The sequence below is a fragment of the Hyunsoonleella aestuarii genome (assembly GCF_006148925.1).
In the GTDB taxonomy this organism is placed as follows: domain Bacteria; phylum Bacteroidota; class Bacteroidia; order Flavobacteriales; family Flavobacteriaceae; genus Algibacter_D; species Algibacter_D aestuarii.
This window is the reverse complement of record NZ_VAWB01000001.1, coordinates 1649049-1670179: the sequence shown is the minus strand read 5'-3', so window position 1 is coordinate 1670179 and position 21131 is coordinate 1649049. Positions and strand designations below refer to the sequence as shown.

Sequence of the window (21131 nt, the reverse complement as noted above, 5' to 3'; positions counted from 1 at the left end):
AACCTTTTTATGAAGTCTTTTAGCCTCTTATGTTTAATCTGTTTTGCGATATCATGCGCTGGAAGCAAAAAGATAGTAACTTCAAATGAAAACTCAACCTCAACTGATAAAGAAAATAGTAAAAATCTAGACTCTATTATTGAAACACCAAGTGACACTTTTTCAATTAAAGATTCTTTGAATATTACTCCTACAAAAGAAGATGTAAAAAATGATGAAGTCCTTAAAGACAAAATAACTGAACTCAAAACTAAATTCTTAAACCGACCTAATCAAACTTGGAATGAACTACTAGATCTATATGTTTCTGAAGAAGGTAAAGTAGATTATAAATCTTTTAGTAAAGAGCACCAAAAACTGCTTGATTATATTCATAATTTAAGTTTCATACGTTCGGATGACACTTTCGAATCTCTCTCCAAAAACGAAAAATTAGCCTATTGGATTAATACATATAACGCTTTGACAATCGATTTGATAATACGCCATTATCCGTTAAAAAGTATTAAAGACATTAAAGACCCATGGAATCAACGCCTTTGGAAATTAGGTGATAAATGGTATAATTTAAATGAAATTGAACATCAAATTCTACGTAAAATGAACGAACCTCGAATTCATTTCGCGATTGTATGTGGCTCTTATTCGTGTCCTAAACTAAAAAACGAAGCATATACATCTGAAAATCTTGATGAACAGCTTACTGATGCCACAAAAACTTTTTTAGCTGACGATAAACGAAATAACATTTCAAGTAACAACTTAGAACTTTCAAAAATATTTCAATGGTTTACCAAAGATTTTAAACAAGATGGATCTCTTATTGATTTCCTAAAAAAATATTCAGATATCAAGATTTCAGATAAAGCAAAAAAACGTTTTAAAGATTATAATTGGGATTTAAATGACTAAAATCTCGATTATAATTCCTGTTTTAAATGAAGAAGCTTACATAGGTAAACTACTAGAACATTTACTAGCCAATTCAACACCCAAAAACATCTCAGAAATTATTGTTGTTGATGGCGGCAGTAATGATGCCACGCAAAAAGTAGTAGAGTCTTTCTTAAACTTTAATCTTTCAGATAAAAAAGAAGCCTATCATTATATTGAAAAAACAACTTTAAAACAAAGTCCAGATTCAATAAGTAATAATTTAAAATCTCCAATCAAACTATTGCTTTCAGAAAAAGGACGTGCCAAACAAATGAATTTAGGCGCGGCAATTTCATCAGAAGATATTCTTTACTTTTTACATGCTGATTCTTTTCCTCCAATAAATTTTGATCAATTAATAATAAACGAGGTAAAAAACGATAATCCTGCTGGATGTTTTAGAATGGAATTTAACAGTACCCATTGGTGGTTACGTTTAGCAAGTTGGCTTACAAAATTTAGTTGGCGTGCATGCAGAGGTGGAGACCAGAGTCAGTTTATTACTAAAGCATTATTTAACGAAATTGGTGGTTACAACGAGACTTATATTATCTATGAAGACAATATTTTGATAAACGCATTGTACGCTCGAAAGCAATTTGTAGTTATCAATAAGAAAATTAGAACCTCAGCAAGACTGTACAAAAAACATGGTGTTTGGAAACTACAATATTATTTTTGGAACATCTATGTTAAACGTTGGTTGGGTTCAGATGCCAATGAGCTTTATCAATATTACAAAAAGAAAATTTGCACTAATTAATGTTTATTCCTGCCCTTTTCATTTGGGTATAAAGCGGGTAAATTCTCACTCTGAAATATGGCCTTTGTGTCTATGTTAATGGCCGATAACTTTCCAGTAAATGCTGCTCCTGTATCAATATTCCATACGTTAACCGCATGCATTGGCATATCCTCATTAAAATTAATTGTAGGTGTATGTCCAATGTATATTTCCTTATAATGCTTTAATCTATTTGGATAAATAACAGAATCTTCATCTATACCTTTATCCATAGTCAAAGCCATTTCCCATAATGTCCTATCAAAATAAAAGGTAGTTTTAAAAACTTCTTTTTCTACGCCGTGCATTGAGGTAAAACCGGCATGTAAGAACAATCGATTTTTATCATCTATGTAATATAGTGGCATATTCTCAAAAAACTGTAAATGTATCTGTTTTTCACTTTCCGAAAAGCCTTCATAACTATCTATGGTTTCTTTTCCACCGTGCATATACCAAGTTGAATTAACATCGCTGTTTTTTAACCATTCCTCACACCACACATCATGATTTCCTTTAATAAAAACACAGTTTATTTTTTCTGAAAGTTCCACTAGAAACTGAATAACCTGAGCAGATTCACTCCATCCATCTACATAATCGCCAACGAAAATGAGTGTATCATCATCTTTAACCTCAAGTTTGTTTAAAACTTGAATTAAAGCTTTTAAGCCACCATGAATATCACCAATCGCAAATGTTCTCATCTTAAAATTTTTGAGCAAAAATAAAGTATTCTAATAATTTAGAAGAGTTAAAAAGTTAACTTAACATTAAAAATACTGTCCAATCCCAAATACAAATCCTTTACTAGAATCTTGAGTTAAACCATACCCATAATCGATTCTAAAAATAGCATTATATATTTTCTTGTGGATAAAGCGCAACCCTAATCCAGGATAAACTTTTACATTATCCATATCGGTAAAATCATCGAAATCGCCTCCAGGGTTTCTCCATGTTCCTGCATCAATAAAAGCATTTACTTGAAGCACAAACCAGTTTTTCTCATACAAACTATACCTGTATTCCGTATTTAAAACGATAGCTCCTGTGCCTCTATCTATAGTATTACCAACACCTCGTATATTCAAATTATTATCTACCGAGAAAGGCGCAAATGGTGTTTCGTCATTAGTAGAAAGACCTAACCGTACTCGGTTTGCCCAATTGCCTCTTTCTCCTACCCTTTTGTAATATAAAAAATCGTTCCAGCCAATAAAAAAATCTGGAAGCATGGCATTCATCGAAGTCACATATTGAAGATTAGCAATACTTCTAAACCCCGATACATATTGATAAAAATAATCTAAGTTATTATATTCATAAATGCTCTTTACCAACCATTTATGAACATTTAGTTCCCGCGGAACAATTGGACTGGTAGCTCCAAACTTATAGCTGTAATCTTCAACAAAATAATTGATCCCAAATTCAAATTTGTTATTAAAATTAAGTCTAAATAGTCCTAAAATTTCAATGGATTCATTATTATATTTATAATTTGAAATTGTGTCATCGAAAAAAACAGGTTCTTGAGTTGTTAAATCTTGATAGTTAACTGCTAGCCCCCAATGTCTTGAAAACAAAAAAGGGGCTCTAAAGTTAAACGCATAGGAATCGTAAATATCCTTTTGATAAAATCCGCCTATGGCAATGTTTCTACCCAATAAATTAAATTCATATAACCCTAATCTATAGGCAAACTCATCATTATCGGTGGTATAAATATTTGCTGAAGGAATGAGTGTGAAGTTTTCTTCTATATTATAAAACACGTTGTATTGATTATCTCCAGATGGAAATACTTGGTAATAAGCATGCGATATAGATGGCAAACGCTTAAGTAATTTCATATCTTCTTCAATGACCAAAGAGTCGAGAACGTCTCCAGCATTAATGGAGGCAATCTTTTTAACGAAAGAAGCCTTTAACCTTTTATTACCTTGAATTTTTAAATCGGCAATTCGATAGTCCTGTGAAAAACTGTTAAAACAAATGCCAAATAAAAAAAAGAAAATAATTTTATTCATTTCCCGATTTATAATAATGCTTTATAATCTTTTCAGATGGTTTGTTTTGCGGCGTGAACATAGAATCATTCTTTCCTCCGACGTCATCATGATTATGAAACCATTTCCATATAAAACCACCAGCAAACCAGTCTTCGTTCCAAAAAGTTTCAAATAATGCGCTTGTAGTATTCGTTTGCGCTTCTAGATTTACTTGATTCATACCAATATCGCTAACCCAAGGTAACTTTCCAGCATAATCAACACTTCTATAACCATACTCGGTAAACAAAATTGGCTTGTCGTGTATAATTGATAGACTTTTTATCGTTTCCTTATGTTCTCTCCATCCTTCTAAACATTCGTCAAAAGAAGGCGTTTTGCTTTCACCTACTGGAAAATATGCGTCAACACCAATAAAATCCAATTGACTCCAAAAAGGTGTTCTTTTAAATTCATCCCAATTGGCAGCATAAGTAAGCTTTCCTTTGTAAATCGCCTTAATCTCGCTAATTAAATAACTCCAATACTCTGGCCTATTTTCAATAAATTTTTCAAGTTCAGTTCCAATGCAAAAGATTTCTACTTTTAAATTTTGAGCTAATCGCGCATATTCCAAAATAAACTTGGTGTAAGCGACTTCAAAAGCATTCCAATCCACTTCGTTTTCCATTTTTATAAAACCTGTAAACTCCCCATGCCACACCCAAATTTGAGGTTTCAGCATTATCTTTATTTTTTGCTTCCTAAGCTCATTTATGTATTGTTCTGCACCTTGCTTGGTTTCTCCAAACCATTGTCTTTCTGTGTCAAAAATAACTTTAGGATTATCTAAATTCCTCATAAAACCAAAAGGCATAATAGCAGCGTAATTAGCACTTAGGTTAACTACAGGGGTAATATGAGATTCATTAACAGCTTCTCTAGAAGCGACAAAACTCACACCATTAATTTTATTGCTTTGAGTTTTACAGGACTGAATACTTAATATTGATAAAAAAATCAAGAACCTAGCTCGAACCATATGAATTACTTTAAGTTCCTAAATTTAGTGTTTATCATTAAAATAAAGTTCTTAAACCTATATTAAAAGATTGACCCAAGCCCGTATTTTCCCCTCGAACGAACTTACTATATAGGACCTCCAAATTTAAGGTTTTAGTAAGCTGATACTTTCCTCCAAAACCTAAGGTCGTAAAATCTTGATCAAAATCTCCAATTCTGTGAAAATGCTGCACGAAACCAAGGACAGTAGACTTGTCGCTAGGAAAATAACTCATAAAAACACCTGGAGCTACAACAAATGTATTATTAGCAAAGCTATTATCATCGCCAAAATTATACTCTGTATTTAATTCGGTAAATAACTGCCAATTGCCACTTGGTAAAGTGTAGTCATAGAAAAAACGATTTTGAAGTGTATACGCCGTTTGATCCAAAAACACGCCTTGATCATCTGATTCTTCGCTAAAAAGCGGAATATGAAATGCCGATTGAATTGTGAAATTACTAACATTCTTTATAGGGTTAAACTTAACTGCTGGTGCAATGGAAGTTAATCCAGACCTTGCGGTTCCACGCTCTCCGTCAAAAGAAAAAACATCTAATGCACTTCGATCTCCAACTACATTTGATCTAATATCAAATAAAACTCCGACGTTAAATGTATTATTTTCAGATACTCCTGTAAAAATATCGAAGCTAGAGGTAAAATATGTTTCGCGGTTCTTATCTGCTTTTACTCCGTTAAATCGAGCTTCAGTTTCGGTATATAGATTGTTAAACCATTTTATATCCCATTGCCCTTTCTTTAATAATTTTGAGGGTGTATATGTTTGAATAATACTACCCTGATTTCCTTCTGATTCATCCTGAGAATACCCCGAAAATGTTATTAAGACTAAAATTAAAAATGCGGCTATGATTTTCATTTTTTCTTTTTTTAATTTGATTTAATTTTACTTTTAATAGTTATTGTTTATTCACTTTCCAATCGTATGGAAAGTAGCTTAACTTGTATTTACCTTCTAATTTTTCTATTCTGTATTGGTTTATAAAATCGATTTCCGACATTCCATTCATAGAGAAATCTTCCTTATACCATTCCATAATTTGCGAAGCTTGAACACGCTTCTTTTTAGCATTCACTTTTAAAAACGAACCATTCAAGGCCAACTTGGTTTGTTCCTCTAATTGATTATTTAAGGTATTTGGCAAATAAGCTTTATTAATTAATGGCGGACACCCAACTGCACCGCACACTAACACAAAGTGAAACCTAGGATCGTTAAACTGCCCTCTTAAAAGCTTATGTTCAATATCATTTAGGGTAATGGTTTTTCCAGCTAAAGAATATGTTGTTTCATCGAAAAACCCTTTATTATCCAATGGGGAATTAGTTGGATAATTATCTACAATACCTTTAATAACTGATAAGTTATAAGCGTTAATCCAAAATGCTTTGTAGTCGATTGCATCACTTTTTAAAACCGAAACACCCTCAGCGATTTTTAAGATTTCATTTAATGATTCTTGATTGGAGTGAATTTTAGAATAAGCAACCCTTCCATCTGACACATTGCCTTCAAAAAAAGCATCTGCTTTCTTAAAAAACGTATCTAAATCTTGAGCTATTCCTTCAAAAGATATAAGTGTTACAAACACTATTATAAATTGTTTTTTCATTATTTTATTTTTTACAACTTGCAAAGTAACTGCACTTAGGTCGAATAAAAATTTCGGTAATTACAAAGGAATCAAAAGTTTTTCCGTGTCTTAAAATTATATTATTCCTTACAGAAGTCATTCAATTTATACCTGTTCTAAATTAAAGACTTAGATTTAAGTTCTTATCTTTAGCTACGACCTATCACCAAATAACCATCAAATTATGCAAGAACACATTGTCATTATTGGAAACGGGATTTCAGGAGTAACAGCCGCAAGACATATTAGAAAAATGTCTGATAAAAAAATCACTATTGTTTCAGCCGAAACCGATTATTTCTTTTCGCGTACTGCCCTAATGTACATATATATGGGGCACATGAAATTTGAACACACACAGCCTTACGAAAACTGGTTTTGGAAAAAGAACCGAATTGAACTTAAGAAGGGCTATGTTAAGCAAATTGAAACCAAAACTAAAACACTTCATTTTGCTGAAGGTGATATACTTCAATATGATAAATTAATTATTGCTACAGGAAGTAAACCCAATAAGTTTGGTTGGCCAGGGCAAGATTTTGATGGTGTTATGGGCATGTATCATAAGCAAGATTTAGAAAACCTTGAAAAGTATGCACCAAATAACAAAATTTGCAAACATGCGGTAATTGTTGGTGGTGGTTTGATAGGTATTGAGTTGGCAGAAATGCTAAACTCTAGAAACATTCCTGTTACTTTTTTAGTTAGAGAAGACAGCTTCTGGAATGGTGTTTTACCTTCTGGTGAAAGTGAAATGATTAATAGGCATATAAAAAACCATCATATTGATTTGCGACTTTCAACAAATTTAAAAGAGATAAAAGCTGATGAAAATAGTAAAGTAAAATCAGTTATTATTCAAGAAACTGGTGAAGAAATCCTGTGTGATGTGGTCGGATTAACAGCAGGTGTCTCACCAAATATAAATTTCTTAAAAGACTCCGAAATTGAGACGGGAAGAGGAGTAAAAGTCAATCGTTTTTTAGAAACTAATATTACAGATGTGTATGCTATTGGGGATTGTGCAGAACAACATGAAGCCATTGGAAATCGAAGACCAATTGAAGCAGTTTGGTACACAGGGCGTATGATGGGTGAAACTGTAGCGCAAACCATATGCGGAAACAAAATTGAATACAAACCGGGGTACTGGTTTAACTCAGCTAAATTTCTTGACATTGAATATCAAACCTATGGATGGGTGTTTGGTGAACGCGGTCGACCAGAATATGAAAAACATTTTCACTGGAAACATAAAGATGACACAAAATGCATCACTGTGGCATATCATAAAGACACCAATAAATTTTTGGGCATTAATACCTTCGGTATTAGAATGCGTCACGAAACATTCGACACCTGGTTAACTGAAGAACGCGATGTTGATTATGTTATGAATCATCTTTCTGACGCCAACTTCGATCCAGAATTTTATAGTCATTTCGAAGTCGAAATTCTTTCATCGTATAACAAACAATTTCAAACTGTTTAAGCATGAGCAATAAAATAAACCATAGTATGTCATTAGCAAAACCTGATGCAATAGATATTACCAATAAACAAAAGATAGCTCTAGCCCTAGGGATTGTTGGATTATTTATCATGGCACTTGCCCTATTCAATACTAATTTCCCAGATGTAGGGTTGTTCTTAACCCTTGCTTTAGGGCTAATTTCTATTGGGACAATTATCTATTCAAGAGAAGCCTATTTATCAAAATTGGAAGGCATTAAAAATGATGGCGTATGGTTCAAATCTATCTCATCAAGAGGTGTTTGGGGCTGGATCGTTGGGGTGATTCTAACGGCCTTTTATATTGTATTATACTTCTTTCCTAAGCACTTAGGACTTGGAACAAATGGTACAGAAAATACAGGACTTATAAGTTTATTTGACCCGTTAAGCAACTTATTAAGTGGACGACCAGCTAGTCAATGGTTTGTTTATGGGACACTATACACGATTGCTATTTTAGCTTTTGGATATAAGTTTATTGTAAAATATCGTCACAATCGGTATCAGCAGATAAGAACAGTGTCAGTCATGTTTTTCCAACTAGCATTTGCATTTTTAATTCCTGAATTTATGTACGTCATGAATAACGACCTACCTTATTACGACTTAAAAAGCATCTGGCCACTTAACTATTATATTTTTGATCAATGGTCTGTAAAAGCCTTTTTATCAAACGGAACAATTGGACTGTCCTTACTACTTTTTGGCATCATTTCCATATTCGTTATCACTCCAATTTTAACTTATAAGTTTGGAAAACGATGGTATTGTTCATGGGTTTGTGGCTGTGGAGGTCTAGCTGAAACAGCAGGAGATTCTTTCAGACAATTATCTTCTAAAAAATTATCGGCTTGGAAATTAGAGCGCTGGTTAATACATGCCGTTTTAGTCTTCTCTGTGGTTATGACAACCGCCATGGTTTATACCTATTTGGGCTATAGCAAAAATGATTTTTGGCTAACACGAGGACTTTTCATCTCCTTAATTATTGGCTTTTTAACCTTAATATTTACTGGAGTTATGTTCTTTAAAAGAAAAGAATTAGGCAAGGATGCTAAAATGGGAGCCATCGGATTTTTTGCCACCATTGCTTTGCTACTTATTATGCATTTTACCAGCACTATAGATCATCTTTTTTATATTAAAGGAAGCGCTTTAAGGTCTGCTTATGGCCTTTATATTGGCTCCATATTTTCGGGTGTTATTGGTACTGGATTTTACCCCATTCTAGGCAGCAGAGCTTGGTGTAGATTTGGATGCCCCATGGCGGCTATTTTAGGGTTTCAGCAACGCTTATTTTCTAAATTTAGAATAACCACAAATGGAGGGCAATGCATTTCTTGTGGCAACTGTTCAACCTATTGTGAAATGGGGATAGATGTACGAGCTTATGCTCAAAAAGGTGAAAACATTGTACGCTCAAGCTGTGTGGGTTGTGGTATTTGTTCAGCTGTATGCCCAAGAGGTGTTTTGAAATTAGAAAATGACTCTATGGAAGGTCGTATTAACCCAACAGAAGTGCTTTTAGGAAACGACATTGATTTGATGGATTTAGTAAATAAGAAGTAATGAAATACTTAAGTTTAATCGTTGTACTTCTAACTGCCTTAAACACTTTTGCGGAAAAAAAATATCATAGATCCTTCTTCGAAAATGGAAACATTCAATCTGAAGGATGGATTGAACACAATAAGAAATCAAAGTTTTGGAGGTTCTATTATGAAAATGGAAATATTAAAAAAGAAGGTCATTTTTCTGAAGGTAAAGAATCCAAATATTGGAAATATTACTCGCAAACCGGATCCTTAATAAAAGAAGGCCACTATAAAGATGGAAATAAAAACGATTGGTGGTTGTTTTACGATGACCTGGAAAAGGTAAATCACAAATGCCAATTAAGGAACAATAGAAAAAATGGGTATTGTTTAATATACCGAAATGAAGAATTAATTGCAGCTTCCAAATACAAAGCAGGTAAAAAATTAAAAGAATGGACTACCTTTGCTTCCTTTAAAAAAGAAAACAAACTCGGCGATCTGCAATGACCAAAATAAAAGTCATTATTCCAGCGTATAATGAGGAAGACTCGATAGGGCTGGTTATAAAAGACATCCCAAATATTGTCGATGAAGTAATCGTTGTTAGTAACAACTCCACCGATAATACTGAACTTAACGCCAGAAACGCTGACGCAACAGTTTTAATCGAAGCCAACAGAGGTTATGGCTATGCCTGTTTAAAAGGGATGGAATATATTGCCAAGCAATCTGAATTACCAGATATACTTGTTTTTTTAGATGGAGACTATAGTGACTATCCTGAAGAACTCACAAAATTAGTTGTACCAATTATTAATGATAACATTGATTTTGTAATAGGTGCCCGGGTAAAATGGCTGAGAGAAACAGGTTCTATGACCAAACCACAAATTTTTGGTAACTGGTTAGCAACATCTTTAATGACCTTATTCTTTGGTGCTAGATATACCGACCTAGGACCGTTTAGAGCTATTAAGTATAAAAAACTATTGGCTTTGAATATGGAAGACAAAACTTATGGATGGACTGTAGAGATGCAGCTCAAAGCTTTAAAGCATAATCTTACATATACCGAAATACCAGTAAACTATAGAAATAGAATTGGTGTTTCAAAGGTGTCTGGTACAATAAAAGGTGCTATATTTGCAGGCGTAAAAATTTTAGGTTGGATTTTTAAATACAGCTTCAAAAAATGATTTTAGAAACCACAGTTATTATTATTTATTCAATTGCCCTTTTGCTCATATTCTTGTATGCATTAGCGCAGTTGAATCTATTATTTAATTACTTATCTTCTAAAAGAACAAAAATCGAATGTCCAAAACTTGATTTATCCAATCCAGATGAAGTGCCATACATCACTATACAACTTCCGGTGTATAATGAAATGTATGTTATGGAGCGCTTATTGGATAACATCGCTAAAATTGAATATCCTCGAGAAAAATTAGAAATTCAAGTACTTGACGATTCTACCGACGAAACTGTTGAAAGCACACGAAAACATGTTGAAAAAATTCAAGCCACAGGACTAGATATTAAACATATTACTAGAACCAACAGAACAGGTTTTAAGGCAGGTGCTTTAAAAGAAGGTTTAAAGATCTCAAAAGGAGAAATTGTCGCTATTTTTGATTCAGACTTTTTACCAAAAAAAGATTGGCTTAAAAAAACGGTTCCTTATTTTAAAGATGAAGCCATAGGCGTAGTCCAAACACGATGGGGACATATTAACCGCAATTATTCAATCCTAACAAGAATTCAAGCTTTTGCGCTTGACGCACACTTCACATTAGAACAAACAGGTCGAAATTGTAAAGGCCATTTTATAAATTTTAATGGAACTGCAGGCTTGTGGCGTAAGCAATGTATTATTGATGCTGGTAACTGGGAAGGAGACACATTAACAGAAGATTTAGATTTAAGTTACCGTGCGCAATTAAAGAACTGGAAATTCAAATATCTTGAAGATGTTGAAACTCCTGCAGAACTGCCAATAGTAATTAGTGCTGCGCGTTCTCAACAATTTAGATGGAACAAGGGAGGAGCAGAAAACTTTAGAAAAATGCTTGGTCGCGTATTAAGCAGCCAAAATATTTCTCCAAAAACTAAAGTTCATGGTATTTTACATTTACTAAATAGTACCATGTTTTTAAACGTATTAATTGTTGGTGTTTTTAGTATCCCTATGCTTTATATAAAAAATGAATATGCACACTTAAAGCCATATTTTTATGTTATGAGCTTCTTTGTGATAAGTAGCGTAATATTTTTTATTTGCTATTGGTTTATGTATAAGAATATATACGGCGGAGGTATTAAGAATTTCATAAAATATATTGGGATGTTTTTTGTGTTTTTCTCCATTGCAATGGGCTTTTCTCTTCATAACTCGATTGCGGTTTTAGAAGGTCATTTAGGCAAGAAAAGTGAATTTGTTCGTACGCCTAAATTCAATATTAGCAAGTATAAAGACAATTGGAAGAATAACAAATACATGAAAAAAACGGTCTCAATTCATGTTATTTTTGAAGGTTTATTGATGCTTTATTTTGGATTTGGAATGTATAGTGCCTTTATAGTTGGAAACCAAGGTGGTGATTTTGGGTTATTCCCTTTTCACTTAATGCTATTTGTTGGTTTTGGCTATGTATTCTTCAAATCAATAGCTTCCAAAGTTTAAGCTTTTTAATATAAAACATTAGGCTACTAATATCCAGACGCTTGCCCGTCTTTTCTGCTTTCTGAAGCACCACGATACACTTTATTTTCATCATCCCATAAAATAGCTTGATAACCTCCATAACCGCCTAAACCAAATCCGACTTTATGTCTTCTTTTCATCAAGCCTCTAACAGATTCATAAGGAATTTTCGATTCTATATGGATTTCCCCAGTTCCTTCCGCAGGTTCGCCCGTGGGTTTTGATGTACCGGAATGATCCCACCGTGGAGCATCTCCTGCCTCCTGAATATTCATTCCAAAATCAACTAGATTCATAACAATTTGGGTATGCCCTTGTGGTTGAAAATCGCCTCCCATGACCCCAAAACTCAAAAAAGGTTTCCCGTCTTTAGTTATAAAAGCTGGAATTATAGTATGAAAAGGTCGTTTACCAGGTTCGTAGGTATTAAAATATCCGCGCTTTAGATTAAATAACTCGCCTCTATTTTGGAGCATAAATCCTAATTTTGGCGGCACCATCCCAGAACCCATACCACGATAATTACTCTGAATAAACGAAACCATATTTCCTTCTTTATCGGCTGTTGTTAAATAGATGGTCTCTCCAGCACTTATTTCGCCAGCATCATATTTGGAGGCTCTATCTGTTATTAATTTACGCCTTTCTTCGGCGTAAGAATCGGATAAAAGTTCTTGAACTGGAACTTTCGCGAAATCCATATCGGCATAATATTTAGCACGATCTTCGAAAGCCAGCTTCTTTGCTTCAGTAAACAGATGAAGATGTTCTGCACTGCCAAATTCAATATTTGAAAAATCGTAACCTTCTAGAATTTGTAGCATTTGAAGTGCGGCAATCCCCTGTCCGTTTGGCGGAAGTTCCCATACATCATACCCTCTATAATTAACGGAAACAGGATCAACCCATTCACTTTTATGGTTTTTAAAATCTTCCATTGACAAAAAGCCACCTTGAGATTTTATATAATCTGTAATTGTTTTTGCTATCTCTCCTTTGTAGTATGCATCTCTTCCACCATCAGCTATCTTCTTATATGTATCAGCTAAATAAGGGTTTTTAAAAATCTCGCCTTCTTTGGGGATTTTACCATTCCGAACATAAGTATCCTCAATATTCTCAAACTTGGCCATCAAAAATCTATCAACACTTAAGCTGAAATAGTGACCAATAAGTTCTGTAAGGGGAAAACCATTTTCCGCATAATTAATTGCAGGTGTTAAAATATCCTTTATTGGTAAAGAGCCAAACTTATTAAGTAACTCAAACCAACCATCTACAGCACCTGGAACACTTACTGGTAATGGACCATATGATGGTATTTTAGTCATCCCTTTTTCTTCAAAATAATCCAAGGTTAAGTTTTTGGGCGACCTTCCGCTAGCATTAAGACCATATAATTTTTTGGTTTTCGCATCCCAAAGAATTACAAACAGATCACCTCCTATACCACAACCAGTTGGTTCCATGAGTCCTAATGTTGCATTGGCTGCAATAGCGGCATCAATAGCGTTTCCTCCTTTTTTTAATATATCCAGACCTACTTGAGTAGCTAATGGATGACTTGTAGCCACCATACCATTTTGAGCTATAACTTCCGATCGTGTTGCAAATAACTCTCCTGTCACTCTATCTTGAGAAGAACTAAATAAGACAGTGAATAATGCGGATAAAAGTAATGCTGCTTTTTTCATAAAAAGATGTTTTTTACTGATTAACTGAAGGTTAACGAATTTACTCGTTTTATTTATGATTATCAAGTAAGTTTTGGTTAATGCCTGCAACAAACAAATAGCATTATATTTGAATATGTTTTTAAATACGACTTTTTTAAAACTTAATAGAACATCTTTATTCCTAGTATTTTCTAGTATACTATTTTATTTTTTATTTGCTTACGATTTAACCCGTACAGAATACACTAAGCTTATTGTTTTTTATGTAGTCTTATTCTTATTATTCTATATGTTGGTTAACACATTAAAGCATAACACACGTGCTTTGAGTTTCCTCGCTTTTTCATTTCGAGCTATTTTTATTTTAGCAATTCCAAATTTGTCACAAGATTTTTACCGCTTTATTTGGGACGGTAGAATATTGTTAGAAGGTATTAATCCATATTTATTCACAGTTGAATCTTTCATTAATAAAGATGAAATTCCAGTTTATCAAGCCCACACTTTATATGAAGGTATGGGTAATTTAAATGCGAGTCATTTTACTAACTATCCTCCCATAAATCAACTCTGCTTTGTTTTAGCAGGACTGTTTGCTGGAAAAAGTATTTTAGGTTCTGTTGTTATTATGCGTTTGCTAATTATAGCGGCAGATTTTGGCACACTACACTTTGGGCAAAAACTTTTAGAAAAACTTAAAATTCCTAGCTATAACATATTCTGGTATATATTAAATCCATTTATAATTATTGAATTAACAGGGAACCTGCATTTTGAAGGCGTTATGATATTCTTTTTAGTTTGGAGTTTGTACTTGCTCAATATTGGAAAATGGAAATGGGCTGGAGTTGTTTTAGCACTCTCTATTTCGGTCAAATTGATTCCACTTATATTTTTACCATTATTTTTTCAATGGTTTATAAAAAGTAATCAAAAAGAGAAAGATGTTTCAATTATTCTAAACCTAGTCAGACTTGTTAGCTTTTACATTATTGTTATTGCAACTACACTTTTGCTTTTTCTTCCATTCTACGCTTCCGATTTTTTACATAACTATTCAAAAACTGTTGCGCTTTGGTTTCAAAATTTTGAATTTAACGGAAGTCTATATTACATCGCCAGAGAAATAGGCTATACATTTAGAGGCTACAATGAAATTGCCATAATAGGTAAAATACTTTCTTTAATTGTAATTGTGTTTGTTATTCTAATGGCGTTTTTTAAAAAAAATAAAACCACTTTAGAACTTATTACCGCTATGCTATTTGTTCTATCGTTTTATTATTTTACAGCCACTACGGTACATCCATGGTACATAGCTACATTATTAATTTTGTCTGTTTTTACAAAGTACAAATTTCCTCTGGTGTGGAGTTGTGTGATTATCCTCAGTTATCTCGCTTATGTGAATATTAATAAAGCCGATAAATCTGAAAATTTATGGATAATTGGATTAGAATATATTATTGTTTATGGTGTGTTTATATGGGAAGTATCCATAAAAAAGCTCCGGAAAAGGAGCTAGTTTGATTTGATAAAATTATTTCGTTAAATAAGTAAATTATAAGTTTTCAAGATTTAAATATCTCTTCAGCAGTCTCAAAACATTTAAACTCTAACATATAATCATTAGGATCTTTAACAAAAAAGGAATGGTGCTCACCTACTTTACCTTTCAAAAAAGTAGATTCAGTAACAAGGTCTAATTTTTGTTCTTTTAATTTTTCATAAACTAAATTCCATGTATTGGAATCTAATATAATTCCAAAGTGAAATGAAGGTAATATTTTACCTTCAAAAACATAGTTAGGACTGTTAAAGCTATGCTTCCCTGCCTTAATAAAAGTAATTTGATGACCATAAAGATTAATATCCACCCAACTTTGGGTCGTTCTACCTTTAGCAGCGCCAATTTTAGTATAAAAACTACTAGTCTCGTTAATGCTCATGCAAGGTAAAGACATGTGAAAAGTTGTTTTCATATAATTCTGGTTAAAGAGGTTTTAAACTTTCTACTCTGTAAATAGGATTATCATCATCTCCATCTTCTATGAAAGTGATTCTAAAATCCTTATCAATCAAGCTTTTATCGTTTTTTAAATCGAATTGCTTTAAAACGCGAGGGTGTACTTCTTCAAAAGCTAACTCCTCTCCGTTTTCAAACCAAAAGGTAAAATAACCGTTTTTGTAGGACTTAAAAGCGGCTGTTCTCATAATATAAAAAAGTATTAATTATCGTCTTCTGAACTTTCATCCACTATATCTGGGTCTTGCACTGCTTCTGGATCATCGTCATCAAAATCTTCATAATCATCCTCGTCATAATTTTCCATCGTTACTTCAAGTTTGGTACTTACTTTTACCAAATATTTAGTATCCTCAGTAGTAACCTCAACAGCTTCTATAAGTTCATTATGTTGATTTCTAAAGGATATGATATGGTCGTCATCATATCCATCTGGATATTTTTCTACTAGCATTGCAAGAATTTCTGGAGTCAACTTTTTAAAATCTACAATGACACGTTTTAAATTATCATTTCTATTTTTCATAGTTAGGTGATTTTTTTTTTGATTTGGTCAATTTACATGCCCAAAAGATAAGCAAAAATTAAAGGCGCAACAATAGTCGCATCACTTTCTATGATAAATTTTGGTGTATCAATATCTAACTTCCCCCATGTGATTTTTTCATTTGGAACTGCTCCAGAATACGACCCATAACTTGTTGTAGAATCGCTAATTTGGCAAAAATAACTCCAAAATGGAGTATCTGTACGTTCCATGTCTTGATACAACATAGGTACTACGCATATTGGAAAATCGCCAGCAATACCACCACCAATTTGAAAGAAACCAATACCTTTTGATGAATTATCTGTGTACCAATCGGCTAAAAACGTCATGTATTCAATACCAGATTTCATCGTGCTTGCTTTCAGCTCACCCTTTAAAACATAACTTGCAAAAATATTACCCATGGTGCTATCCTCCCATCCAGGACATACTATTGGTAAATTCTTTTCCGCAGCTGCGTACATCCACGAGTCCTTTATATCTATTTCGTAGTATTGCTCTAAAACACCCGATAGCAACATTTTATACATATACTCATGAGGTAAATAGCGTTCGCCTTTGGCTTCAGCATCTTTCCAAATTTCAAAAATATGCTCTTGCAATCTTCTAAATGCTTCTTCTTCTGGAATACAAGTGTCGGTAACTCGGTTTAAGCCTTTTTCTAGCAAATCCCATTCTTCTTGAGGTGTTAAATCACGATAATTTGGTACACGCTTGTAATGTGAATGCGCCACCAAATTCATGATATCTTCCTCTAAGTTTGCACCTGTACAAGAAATAATTTGTACTTTATCTTGACGAATCATTTCTGCAAAACTCTTACCTAATTCTGCAGTACTCATAGCGCCTGCTAAAGACACTAACATTTTAGCACCATTGTTTAGTTGCGCTTCATAGCCTTTAGCCGCATCAACCAAAGCCGCAGCATTAAAATGCAAATAATGTTGCTCTATAAATTTTGAAATTGGACCTTTAGTAGTTGGCATCTTCAGTAAATTTTAAGGTGTTCTTTTTTGTTTCGGTTGCTTCGTAATTATTATCAAAGTCGTCATCGAAATTATCATTCATAAACTTATAGCTCAGCATTTTGTAATACAATTTCGCAGCTAAAAAGTTTGATGATTTTTCTTTTGAATTTGGACAAAGCTCCACAATATCAAAACCTACCACATTTTTTTCTTCAAATACTTGCTTTAAAAACTCCAACGTTTCATACCAAAATAAACCCCCTGGTTCAGGCGTACCTGTACTTGGTAAAATAGAAGGGTCGAAAGCATCTAAATCAAACGTGATAAACACATTATCTGTCATTTGATCGATTGCCGAATCCATCCAAGTATCGTCCACAGCCATTTCATGAGCGAAATAAGTTTTCTCTTCATCCATCACTGTTTTTTCCATGATATCCATAGAACGAATGCCCACCTGAATCAAATTGGTGTTTTGACTCGCTTCATAAACCGCACAAGCATGGTTACAAGTAGAACCTTCGTATGATTGACGTAAATCGGCATGCGCATCAATATGTAACACTGTTAAGCTAGGATACATTTCGTTAAACGCACGAATTGTTCCTATAGATATAGAATGCTCACCACCAAAAACAGTTACAAACTTGTTTTTCTTAATGTATTTTTTAGTTGCCTGATGTACAGCCTCCACCATCGCTTCTGGCGACGTATTTTCAGTAACCGAATCGGCTAAAAAAACGCCTTGTTGGTATACTTCGGTATCTGTTTCAATATCATAAAGCTCCATATTTTCTGAAGCCTCTAAAAAAGCTTGCGGGCCTTTGTCGGCGCCTTTTTGCCATGTGCTTGTGCCATCATAAGGCACAGGAATTACAACAATTTTAGCTTGTTCTAATTTTGCGAATTCTTCAGGAATTCCAGCGTATGTTTTATTGTTCATTGTATTAATTATAAACTTTGGCTACCTCTAAACCTTCTGATGTCACAGGTTCTGATTGCTTTTCGTAACCTAATATTTTCAATAAATCTTCACTTTTTTGTTGTTCGCTAAATAGTCTGGTAGTTATATTTCCATCGGCATCTCTATCAATTAAAATATGCTTTGGCGACGGAATTAAACAGTGTTGCAAACCACCAAAACCACCAATGGTTTCTTGGTAAGCGCCTGTATTAAAAAAACCGATATACAATGGTTTGTCCTTATTGTATTTAGGCAAGTAGATCGCATTCATGTGTTGTTCGCTGTTATAATAATCGTCGCTATCACAGGTTAGACCACCAAGTAGAATACGCTCATAGCTATCTTGCCAACGGTTTACCGCTAACAAAATAAAGCGTTTGTTAATAGCCCAAGTATCAGGTAATGTGGTAATAAATGATGAGTTTATCATATTCCACTTTTCGCGATCGTTCTGTTGCTTTTGGTACAATACTTCATAAATAGCACCACCACTTTCGCCAACGGTAAAACTTCCAAATTCTGTAAAAATGTTTGGCACCTCTACCTCCTCTTCTTCGCAGGTTAATTTAATTTGATTGATAATTTCATCAATCATATATTCATAATCAAACTCAAACCCTAAAGAGTTTTTAATAGGGAAACCACCACCAATATTTAAGCTATCTAACGACGGACAAATCTTTTTTAAACTGGTGTACACCTTTAAACATTTCAAAAGTTCGTTCCAGTAATAGGCATTATCGCGAATGCCGGTATTAATAAAAAAGTGCAACATTTTAAGTTCTACTTTTTCGTTATCAGCTATCTGATTTTTATAAAAAGGCACTATATTTTTGTAGCCAATACCTAAACGCGAAGTATAAAATTCAAATTTTGGTTCTTCTTCAGATGCTATCCTAATTCCAACATTAAATTTGCCTTTAATCTCCTGTGAGAGCAAATCTATTTCTTCATAATTATCAATAATTGGAATGGCATTTTTATGCCCATTATTTATCAAACGGGCAATATTGGTAACGTACTGCACACGTTTAAAACCATTGCAAATTACATAGGTATTGTTGGTAATTTTCCCTTCAGCCTTTAAATTTTCAATAATATCAATATCAAAAGCAGAAGATGTTTCAATATGGATATCGTTCTTCAAAGCCTCATCTAAAACATGCTTAAAATGACTGCTTTTGGTGCAATAACAATAATTGTAGCTACCCTTATAATTGTGCTTTTCAATAGCATCTGCAAACCATTGTTTTGCTCTATTAATGTTGTTAGAGATTTGCGGTAAATAGGTGAATTTTAATGGCGCGCCATACTGCTGTGTTAATTGCATTAAATCAATCCCATGAAAATGCAACTGCCCTTTATTTACTTTAAATTCCTCTTGAGGGAAATCAAAAGTCTGATTTATTAAATCAATGTATTTAGTATTCAAAATATTTATTTAAAAGTTAAAAATGTAAATCGTGTATTAATTACGGGTTACGGCAATAACAATTAAATATCAAATACGAAAAGTTTCACAAGTTGTAGGCACAAAAGCATATTCATGCTGTAAAGCATATATTGGAGACACGGAAGTTAGCTTTAAAATTCGGTTGCTTAATCTGTAAGCTGCTTTTGAATATGACTTCCTAATTTTCAAAAGCCCGAACATAGAAACAGGTTTCAATTTGTTCAGCTACTTTTTTGAGGCTAAAGTTCTTACTCAAAAAAGGTAAACAAAAGTAATTTATTTTTTAATACGTTAAACCTTTTTTGATTTTTTAATGCTAAAAATATTGCTTGATGAGCGCAAAAGTAAAAACTGCATGCAAAATAACCCAAAGGAAAGTGTTAAGCATTTCAATCTTGGGACTGGAAATGGATTAAAGCATCATCAAAGTACTCAGTTCTTGCTCTGTTAAGTGTTTCCAATGACCACGAGGGATATCCTTTTTAGTTAAATGACCAATAGCCACACAATCTAAACTTAAAATATCATATTTAAAATGCTCAAAAATAGTTCGTATAATCGTGTTACCGGTATTCTTAATCTTTAAACCTATTTCTTTTTTACTGGCACCATCAATATAACTTATCTCTTCAACTTCAATAAGCTTTCCCTCTACTTTAAATCCGTTTTGAATTTTTTTAAGATCTTCTAGTTTTAAATTTTTATCTAACTCTATATGAAATAAACGCGCTACGCCATTTTTAGAATTCGTGAATTTGTTTGCAACTGCATCATCATTGGTAAATAACAATAGCCCTTTTGAGTTTCGTCCTAATCGACCAATAGGCTTAATTCTAGAGTTAGTAGCATTAGCAACTAAATCCATAACCGTTCTTCCTTTTCCTTCACTTGTAGTTGTTGCAAAACCCTTAGGTTTATTTAGTAAAACGTATGCCTTTTTTTCAGGGTTAATTCGAACACCATCATAGCGTACTTCATCTCCAACTTTTACTTTATACCCCATTTCTGTAATAACTTTACCATTTACAGAAACCAGACCCGTTGCTATATGCACATCGGCTTCGCGTCTTGAACACATCCCAGAATTGGCTACATATTTGTTCAATCGTATTTCATCTGAATTTCCAGAACTTTTCCCCTGTGGGTTTGATTTTTTAATTGGCGCATTTCCTCTTGCATAGCTCGTAAAACGTTTGTTTCCGTTTCCACGTCCCGATGGCTTTCCTTTGCCTTTGCCCCCTTGTTGTCTATTCATCACTTATAATTTTGTGCAAAGATATATGTATTAATTTTAGGATT

At 33.4% G+C, this 21131-nt stretch carries 21 protein-coding genes; 8 read left to right on the top strand and 13 right to left on the bottom strand.

Annotated elements, in window-relative coordinates:
- Positions 1-9 precede the first annotated feature (9 nt).
- Both FEF17_RS07560 and FEF17_RS07555 read left to right on the top strand, forming a co-directional pair.
- A complete protein-coding gene (locus FEF17_RS07560; protein WP_139001739.1) occupies positions 10-912 on the top strand; it encodes a DUF547 domain-containing protein in 903 nt (300 codons plus the stop codon).
- The gene (locus FEF17_RS07555; RefSeq protein ID WP_139001738.1) at positions 905-1699 is read left to right on the top strand and encodes a TIGR04283 family arsenosugar biosynthesis glycosyltransferase; all 795 of its coding nucleotides are present in this window, start codon (positions 905-907) and stop codon (positions 1697-1699) included. Before FEF17_RS07560 ends, FEF17_RS07555 begins: the two co-directional genes overlap by 8 nt.
- Here the strand turns inward: FEF17_RS07555 and FEF17_RS07550 are convergent.
- The 5 genes from FEF17_RS07550 to FEF17_RS07530 form a co-directional block, all read right to left on the bottom strand.
- Positions 1696-2427 (bottom strand): metallophosphoesterase family protein, encoded by a 732-nt coding sequence (locus FEF17_RS07550; RefSeq protein WP_139001737.1) that lies wholly within the window; start codon positions 2425-2427, stop codon positions 1696-1698. The two genes, FEF17_RS07555 and FEF17_RS07550, sit on opposite strands and share 4 nt — an antisense overlap.
- Before the next feature lie 66 nt (positions 2428-2493).
- Complete coding sequence (locus tag FEF17_RS07545) at positions 2494-3753, bottom strand: POTRA domain-containing protein (protein ID WP_139001736.1); 1260 nt, start codon at positions 3751-3753, stop codon at positions 2494-2496.
- Positions 3746-4756, bottom strand: a complete 1011-nt coding sequence (locus FEF17_RS07540; protein WP_139001735.1) for a glycoside hydrolase family 113 — start codon at positions 4754-4756, stop codon at positions 3746-3748. Before FEF17_RS07540 ends, FEF17_RS07545 begins: the two co-directional genes overlap by 8 nt.
- 37 nt (positions 4757-4793) lie before the next feature.
- A complete protein-coding gene (locus FEF17_RS07535) occupies positions 4794-5663 on the bottom strand; it encodes an autotransporter outer membrane beta-barrel domain-containing protein (RefSeq protein ID WP_139001734.1) in 870 nt (289 codons plus the stop codon).
- A gap of 40 nt (positions 5664-5703) precedes the next feature.
- Positions 5704-6417 (bottom strand): DUF547 domain-containing protein, encoded by a 714-nt coding sequence (locus tag FEF17_RS07530; protein ID WP_139001733.1) that lies wholly within the window; start codon positions 6415-6417, stop codon positions 5704-5706.
- A gap of 205 nt (positions 6418-6622) precedes the next feature.
- On the opposite strand from FEF17_RS07530, the gene FEF17_RS07525 reads away from it, so the two are divergent.
- From FEF17_RS07525 to FEF17_RS07505, 5 genes are read left to right on the top strand one after another with little or no spacing between them, the layout of a single operon-like run.
- A complete protein-coding gene (locus FEF17_RS07525) occupies positions 6623-7930 on the top strand; it encodes an NAD(P)/FAD-dependent oxidoreductase (protein ID WP_139001732.1) in 1308 nt (435 codons plus the stop codon).
- A 2-nt stretch (positions 7931-7932) separates the two neighbouring features.
- Positions 7933-9522, top strand: a complete 1590-nt coding sequence (locus FEF17_RS07520; protein WP_139001731.1) for a 4Fe-4S binding protein — start codon at positions 7933-7935, stop codon at positions 9520-9522.
- Positions 9522-9998 carry a toxin-antitoxin system YwqK family antitoxin gene (locus tag FEF17_RS07515; RefSeq protein ID WP_139001730.1) on the top strand — a complete coding sequence of 159 codons (477 nt, stop codon included), beginning with the start codon at positions 9522-9524 and terminating at the stop codon, positions 9996-9998. The genes FEF17_RS07520 and FEF17_RS07515 overlap by 1 nt, the downstream gene beginning before the upstream one ends.
- Positions 9995-10687: a glycosyltransferase family 2 protein gene (locus FEF17_RS07510; protein WP_139001729.1), complete on the top strand. Its 693-nt coding sequence runs from the start codon at positions 9995-9997 to the stop codon at positions 10685-10687. Before FEF17_RS07515 ends, FEF17_RS07510 begins: the two co-directional genes overlap by 4 nt.
- A complete protein-coding gene (locus FEF17_RS07505) occupies positions 10684-12174 on the top strand; it encodes a cellulose synthase family protein (protein ID WP_139001728.1) in 1491 nt (496 codons plus the stop codon). Before FEF17_RS07510 ends, FEF17_RS07505 begins: the two co-directional genes overlap by 4 nt.
- 26 nt (positions 12175-12200) lie before the next feature.
- Here the strand turns inward: FEF17_RS07505 and ggt are convergent, their stop codons facing one another.
- The gene (gene ggt / locus FEF17_RS07500) at positions 12201-13889 is read right to left on the bottom strand and encodes a gamma-glutamyltransferase (protein ID WP_139001727.1); all 1689 of its coding nucleotides are present in this window, start codon (positions 13887-13889) and stop codon (positions 12201-12203) included.
- Positions 13890-14004: 115 nt separating this feature from the next.
- Here ggt and FEF17_RS07495 point away from each other — a divergent pair, with 115 nt between their 5' ends.
- On the top strand, positions 14005-15396 hold the full coding sequence (locus tag FEF17_RS07495; RefSeq protein ID WP_139001726.1) for an MptA/MptB family glycosyltransferase: 1392 nt from the start codon (positions 14005-14007) through the stop codon (positions 15394-15396).
- 46 nt (positions 15397-15442) lie between these two features.
- Here FEF17_RS07495 and FEF17_RS07490 read toward each other — a convergent pair whose 3' ends face one another.
- The 7 genes from FEF17_RS07490 to FEF17_RS07460 all read right to left on the bottom strand — a co-directional run bounded on the left by FEF17_RS07490 (position 15443) and on the right by FEF17_RS07460 (position 21087).
- Positions 15443-15853, bottom strand: a complete 411-nt coding sequence (locus FEF17_RS07490; protein ID WP_139001725.1) for a VOC family protein — start codon at positions 15851-15853, stop codon at positions 15443-15445.
- Between the two features lie 10 nt (positions 15854-15863).
- Positions 15864-16085, bottom strand: coding sequence for a hypothetical protein (locus FEF17_RS07485; protein ID WP_139001724.1), 222 nt, complete (start codon positions 16083-16085; stop codon positions 15864-15866).
- A 14-nt stretch (positions 16086-16099) separates the two neighbouring features.
- Positions 16100-16423 (bottom strand): hypothetical protein, encoded by a 324-nt coding sequence (locus tag FEF17_RS07480; protein WP_139001723.1) that lies wholly within the window; start codon positions 16421-16423, stop codon positions 16100-16102.
- 32 nt (positions 16424-16455) lie between these two features.
- Positions 16456-17433, bottom strand: a complete 978-nt coding sequence (locus tag FEF17_RS07475; RefSeq protein WP_139001722.1) for a deoxyhypusine synthase family protein — start codon at positions 17431-17433, stop codon at positions 16456-16458.
- The gene (gene speB, locus FEF17_RS07470; protein ID WP_139001721.1) at positions 17420-18358 is read right to left on the bottom strand and encodes an agmatinase; all 939 of its coding nucleotides are present in this window, start codon (positions 18356-18358) and stop codon (positions 17420-17422) included. Before speB ends, FEF17_RS07475 begins: the two co-directional genes overlap by 14 nt.
- Positions 18359-18362: 4 nt before the next feature.
- Positions 18363-19811 (bottom strand): type III PLP-dependent enzyme domain-containing protein, encoded by a 1449-nt coding sequence (locus FEF17_RS07465; RefSeq protein ID WP_139001720.1) that lies wholly within the window; start codon positions 19809-19811, stop codon positions 18363-18365.
- Between the two features lie 433 nt (positions 19812-20244).
- Positions 20245-21087, bottom strand: a complete 843-nt coding sequence (locus FEF17_RS07460; RefSeq protein ID WP_139001719.1) for a pseudouridine synthase — start codon at positions 21085-21087, stop codon at positions 20245-20247.
- Between the last annotated feature and the right edge of the window lie 44 nt (positions 21088-21131).

Bases quoted from the DNA above. Each gene is read 5' to 3' on its own strand.
- FEF17_RS07560 (WP_139001739.1), top strand. From the start codon at position 10: ATGAAGTCTTTTAGCCTCTTATGTTTAATCTGTTTTGCGATATCATGC.
- FEF17_RS07555 (WP_139001738.1), top strand. From the start codon at position 905: ATGACTAAAATCTCGATTATAATTCCTGTTTTAAATGAAGAAGCTTAC.
- FEF17_RS07550 (WP_139001737.1), bottom strand. From the start codon at position 2,427: ATGAGAACATTTGCGATTGGTGATATTCATGGTGGCTTAAAAGCTTTA.
- FEF17_RS07545 (WP_139001736.1), bottom strand. From the start codon at position 3,753: ATGAATAAAATTATTTTCTTTTTTTTATTTGGCATTTGTTTTAACAGT.
- FEF17_RS07540 (WP_139001735.1), bottom strand. From the start codon at position 4,756: ATGGTTCGAGCTAGGTTCTTGATTTTTTTATCAATATTAAGTATTCAG.
- FEF17_RS07535 (WP_139001734.1), bottom strand. From the start codon at position 5,663: ATGAAAATCATAGCCGCATTTTTAATTTTAGTCTTAATAACATTTTCG.
- FEF17_RS07530 (WP_139001733.1), bottom strand. From the start codon at position 6,417: ATGAAAAAACAATTTATAATAGTGTTTGTAACACTTATATCTTTTGAA.
- FEF17_RS07525 (WP_139001732.1), top strand. From the start codon at position 6,623: ATGCAAGAACACATTGTCATTATTGGAAACGGGATTTCAGGAGTAACA.
- FEF17_RS07520 (WP_139001731.1), top strand. From the start codon at position 7,933: ATGAGCAATAAAATAAACCATAGTATGTCATTAGCAAAACCTGATGCA.
- FEF17_RS07515 (WP_139001730.1), top strand. From the start codon at position 9,522: ATGAAATACTTAAGTTTAATCGTTGTACTTCTAACTGCCTTAAACACT.
- FEF17_RS07510 (WP_139001729.1), top strand. From the start codon at position 9,995: ATGACCAAAATAAAAGTCATTATTCCAGCGTATAATGAGGAAGACTCG.
- FEF17_RS07505 (WP_139001728.1), top strand. From the start codon at position 10,684: ATGATTTTAGAAACCACAGTTATTATTATTTATTCAATTGCCCTTTTG.
- ggt (WP_139001727.1), bottom strand. From the start codon at position 13,889: ATGAAAAAAGCAGCATTACTTTTATCCGCATTATTCACTGTCTTATTT.
- FEF17_RS07495 (WP_139001726.1), top strand. From the start codon at position 14,005: ATGTTTTTAAATACGACTTTTTTAAAACTTAATAGAACATCTTTATTC.
- FEF17_RS07490 (WP_139001725.1), bottom strand. From the start codon at position 15,853: ATGAAAACAACTTTTCACATGTCTTTACCTTGCATGAGCATTAACGAG.
- FEF17_RS07485 (WP_139001724.1), bottom strand. From the start codon at position 16,085: ATGAGAACAGCCGCTTTTAAGTCCTACAAAAACGGTTATTTTACCTTT.
- FEF17_RS07480 (WP_139001723.1), bottom strand. From the start codon at position 16,423: ATGAAAAATAGAAATGATAATTTAAAACGTGTCATTGTAGATTTTAAA.
- FEF17_RS07475 (WP_139001722.1), bottom strand. From the start codon at position 17,433: ATGCCAACTACTAAAGGTCCAATTTCAAAATTTATAGAGCAACATTAT.
- speB (WP_139001721.1), bottom strand. From the start codon at position 18,358: ATGAACAATAAAACATACGCTGGAATTCCTGAAGAATTCGCAAAATTA.
- FEF17_RS07460 (WP_139001719.1), bottom strand. From the start codon at position 21,087: ATGAATAGACAACAAGGGGGCAAAGGCAAAGGAAAGCCATCGGGACGT.